Source organism: Ralstonia sp. ASV6 (assembly GCF_016429285.1).
GTDB lineage: Bacteria > Pseudomonadota > Gammaproteobacteria > Burkholderiales > Burkholderiaceae > Ralstonia > Ralstonia flaminis.
This window is the reverse complement of sequence record NZ_JAELUI010000556.1, coordinates 1-317: the sequence shown is the minus strand read 5'-3', so window position 1 is coordinate 317 and position 317 is coordinate 1. Positions and strand designations below refer to the sequence as shown.

Annotated in this window: 1 protein-coding gene; it reads right to left on the bottom strand. The window is 72.2% G+C overall.

Going from position 1 to position 317, the window contains the following annotated elements:
• Positions 1 to 145 precede the first annotated feature (145 nt).
• A partial coding sequence (locus tag JHD73_RS28495) for a class I SAM-dependent methyltransferase (RefSeq protein WP_269848311.1) occupies positions 146 to 317 on the bottom strand: 172 nt, incomplete at its 5' end.

The window sequence follows — 317 nt, the reverse complement described above, 5'->3', positions numbered from 1 at the left end:
CCCCCCCCCCCCCCCCCCCCCCCCCCCCCCCCCCCCCCCCCCCCCCCCCCCCCCCCCCCCCCCCCCCCCCCCCCCCCCCCCCCCCCCCCCCCCCCCCCCCCCCCCCCCCCCCCCCCCTTTTTCACGCAGAAGACGGCATACGAGATCAGGCGCCATGTCTCGTGGGCTCGGAGATGTGTATAAGAGACAGGTCGAGACCTGCGCCTAGAATCACATACTGAGTTACCCCTAGGTGCGCTTGTTCGACGACCAGATCATCAACGAATCGCGCGCGCGCCACGATTGAGGCGCGAAATGGCCGCGTGAACTGAGGATCC